Source organism: Chamaesiphon polymorphus CCALA 037 (assembly GCF_003003845.1).
Taxonomy (GTDB): domain Bacteria; phylum Cyanobacteriota; class Cyanobacteriia; order Cyanobacteriales; family Chamaesiphonaceae; genus Chamaesiphon; species Chamaesiphon polymorphus.
Genome location: NZ_PVWO01000572.1, coordinates 1 through 3,368, shown reverse-complemented (window position 1 = coordinate 3,368; position 3,368 = coordinate 1). Strand labels below are relative to the sequence as shown.

3 protein-coding genes and 1 pseudogene are annotated in these 3,368 nt (G+C 46.4%); 1 reads left to right on the top strand and 3 read right to left on the bottom strand.

What is annotated here, in order from left to right:
- Nucleotides 1-35: 35 nt before the first annotated feature.
- Both era and C7B77_RS26545 read right to left on the bottom strand, forming a co-directional pair.
- Nucleotides 36-1,070 carry a GTPase Era gene (era, locus tag C7B77_RS26550; protein ID WP_245894443.1) on the bottom strand — a complete coding sequence of 345 codons (1,035 nt, stop codon included), beginning with the start codon at nt 1,068-1,070 and terminating at the stop codon, nt 36-38.
- Nucleotides 1,071-1,181: 111 nt separating this feature from the next.
- The gene (locus tag C7B77_RS26545; protein ID WP_106312073.1) at nt 1,182-1,928 is read right to left on the bottom strand and encodes an alpha/beta fold hydrolase; all 747 of its coding nucleotides are present in this window, start codon (nt 1,926-1,928) and stop codon (nt 1,182-1,184) included.
- A 254-nt stretch (nt 1,929-2,182) separates the two neighbouring features.
- Between C7B77_RS26545 and C7B77_RS26540 the strand changes: the two genes are divergently transcribed.
- A complete protein-coding gene (locus C7B77_RS26540) occupies nt 2,183-3,097 on the top strand; it encodes a hypothetical protein (RefSeq protein WP_146138538.1) in 915 nt (304 codons plus the stop codon).
- A 27-nt stretch (nt 3,098-3,124) separates the two neighbouring features.
- On the opposite strand, the pseudogene C7B77_RS26535 reads toward C7B77_RS26540, so the two are convergent.
- Nucleotides 3,125-3,295 (bottom strand): annotated as a pseudogene (locus C7B77_RS26535) (type II toxin-antitoxin system VapC family toxin); the annotation flags it as partial.
- Nucleotides 3,296-3,368: the final 73 nt, after the last annotated feature.

Below are 3,368 nucleotides of genomic sequence, written 5' to 3'. Positions count from 1 at the left end.
CTCCCAACTCCCAACTCCCAACTCCCAACTCCCAACTACTCCTCCACCCGATAACCGAGTTCTGCCAACCGCAAGCCAGATTGCCGCCACTTAGGTTGAACTTTGACAAATAATTCTAGATAAACCTTACCCGCAATCAGTTTTTGCATCTGCTCTCGGGCATTACTACCGATTTGTTTGAGCATTTGGCCGCTTTTACCGATCGCGATCCCTTTTTGCGAGTCGCGTTCGACATAAATAGTGGCTAGGACGCGAGTTATTTTGGCATCTTCTTGGACGCGATCGATCGTTACTGCCACAGAATGCGGTAATTCTTCACGAGTGAGCAAAATGATTTGTTCGCGAATCAGTTCGCCCATGATAAACCGTTCTGGCTGGTCTGTCACCAACTCTGGGGGGTAATAGTAAGGGCCAAGGTCGAGATTTTCGCTCAGACTAGCTTGCAGTCGATCCAATCCTGTCTCAGCAACAGCAGAAAAGTTGACTACCTGCCAGTTATGAGTTTGGGCGAGTTCGAGATAGCTAGCATCGATCGCGTCTAGCTGAGAGCGGCTCAAACCCGTCCGCAAATCGATTTTATTGATCCCCAGAATAATCGGTGTCTGGACATTTACTAGCAACTCAGCGATAAATCGATCCCCACCGCCAGCAACCTCCGTACCATCGACTACAAATAGTACGACATCGACAGCCCCGATCGCGCTTTGAGCATTTTTGACCAAGACTTCGCCGAGTTTGTGATGGGGTTTGTGAATACCGGGAGTATCGACAAAAATTATTTGCGCTGTATCGGTAGTCAGGATGCCCTGTAAGCGGTTGCGAGTCGTTTGGGGGACTGGCGAGACGATCGCGATTTTTTGACCGATCAGTTGGTTCATTAGCGTGGATTTACCGACATTCGGTCTGCCAATAATCCCGACAAATCCCGATCGAAATCCCTCCGGTGCAGCCGGAATCAATCCTAACCCTAAATCCTGTGCTGCGTTAGTCACGCTATCTTGTTGAGCTGCTAGGTACGCTTCAACTACAGATTTATCGTTTGGTGCTGCTGGCTCTGCTCGCTCGGTCATTGGCTTCTCGCTGGTGATTCTCCTTCAGATCTTACCGCAGCGATCGCGAATACTCGATCGATCGAGGTAATGCTTTAAGGAAGGCAGAATTTAGATTTCCAGACAGCTTACTTAATTAAACTCTACTTTCATCGGTTGATGAAATGCAATTGCTGGCTCTAACTTTTGCCAAAAATTTTGGACGCGGTAACTTACTAATTCCGAATGAATGTGATGAAAGAAGTGTCCCCCGGTTGAGACTCGCCAAATTTCATCTACTGGTTTAAAGTAATTAATCCATTTGGATGAAGCAGATGACTTAATTACCGGATCGGATTGACAAGCACAAATCATCAAAGGCATGTCTACACCGCCTGCTGGTAAAATAGCAGATTGCAATAATGAATGACTCGACGGGGATTCGACTAAATCTCGCTCCATTCGCTCGACTAGATCGCACACATGACGCGCAGAAGTATCTGGAAACAGCTCGGTAGAAATTGATTTTAAAACATGCGATCGACTATGCGGTGAAGACCACAGTCGATCGTAATAATAAGAATGCCAATTAATCCCCGGCCTAACGGCAACGCTCAATAAGGTTAATGAGGCAACTTGGAGGGGATACAGGCGCGCATATACTAACGCAACCGTCCCACCAATGCCATGCCCCATCAGATGCACTGGCTCGGAGAAATCGGATATGTAGTCGTGTAATAATTTAACTGCTTCGTCAATGGAACTACTTTCATCTAGAGTTTGCTTGTATTCCCACAGTTCGACTTTGACGACTTGAGATAGATGATTGAGGAGACGGCGATGGAAATACTTGAGACTTGGGCTAGCACTAACCCAAAGAAATTTAGACAGATGTGTCATTAGATCTGGCGCAAGTTGTGGAAGAATCCTATCACAATTATTGAGAATTCATATCAGTGACGATCGGTTAATTTTTATGAAGATCTGCCAACGCGATCGCGGCTTCATCCATCAGTACTAACTTAGATCTTAGTTTGCTTGGTTAGCCTTTGCAGCACTAGGACACGATCGAGCGAACGGTAGATCTGCCTTTAATTCCTCTAAACTCGAAACATTTGGCACTCGATTGAGAATTCCTAGCTAATATGGGTAACATGAGGAAGGAGTACTTACTCGCCGAGATCGCGCCCACACCAAATCATATGCGAAGCGACTTAAATACGACGGAAACGAATATCGAGGAAAGAGGCTACGCCAACGATCTTCGCCTCGAAGATCGCCTAGCCAAATTTGCCGAATCGCCGCAAACTGGAGTCTGGAATCATTTAGACAAAGGACAACTGATCGAGGACATTCGCGAGAGGCTCACTAATCCTTACCAAATCCAACAGGGAGAACAGCCTTTTTGCGGCCCTGCGGCGGTAGTATTTGAATTGATTCGCAAACAACCCGATCGCTATATCGATATCTGTCAAAGCTTATACGAGTATGGGAGTTTTGATGGCTATACCAAAAAAATTGTCGCCTCTGGCAGATTGTGCCGCAGTTATGGCAACCTGAGAATGCCGCAAGCTGATTGGATGCTCCTGGCAACTCTCCGCGATTGTGCCAATAAAATCGTGCCCGTACATCCTAAAGCCCCCAGACTGCTCCGCGAACTCGGTGGTATCACCAAGCCCTGGGAAATCAATGGTTGGGTAAGAGAACTATTAGGCTATTCCCAGACAAAATCTCATCCGACACCTCTAGCTGGCGAATTTCGCGCGCTGCAAGAAGCCGATAATACGATTAAAGCTGGCGGTGTCGCGTTCGGATTGATCAATTCGCAAGGGTTGCTCGGCAACAACTCATTTATCGTTTCCCGATTTCATCGGGTTTTTCCCAATCATTGGGTGACAATCTTGGGTAATATCTCGATCGAAGCTCCGACTAAGATAACTAAAAACAAGCAAAGTCGAGTCCAGTTCGATATGTATTCCTGGGGTCGGAAAATTCATGTCAATACCGACGCATCGACGATTAGAGATTTTTTCTGGGGAGTCGCAGTGGGAATTGAAGGGGGACGTTAGTTAGATGATTTACCAAGCTATCTCAATCTAAAGTCGCTTTCGATCGGGAATTACTTGAATTAGCCCAGTTTGAAAAGCTTCATCGTAAGTGAGAACAGGCATATTCTCAATTTCGGCTTGTGCCATAATCATTCTGTCAAAAGGATCGCGATGAGCGATCTGCAAGCTTCCGGCTCTGAGAGCATGAGCTGAGGTAACTCACGGTTCGCTCATTTTGGAGAGAGGTAGTCAAATTGGGTTAAAGTTTGACAATGAGCAAGCCTGTAACCTT

Excerpts from the sequence above, each read along its gene's own strand:
- C7B77_RS26545 (WP_106312073.1), bottom strand. The coding sequence starts at position 1,928 with ATGACACATCTGTCTAAATTTCTTTGGGTTAGTGCTAGCCCAAGTCTC.
- era (WP_245894443.1), bottom strand. The coding sequence starts at position 1,070 with ATGACCGAGCGAGCAGAGCCAGCAGCACCAAACGATAAATCTGTAGTT.
- C7B77_RS26540 (WP_146138538.1), top strand. The coding sequence starts at position 2,183 with ATGAGGAAGGAGTACTTACTCGCCGAGATCGCGCCCACACCAAATCAT.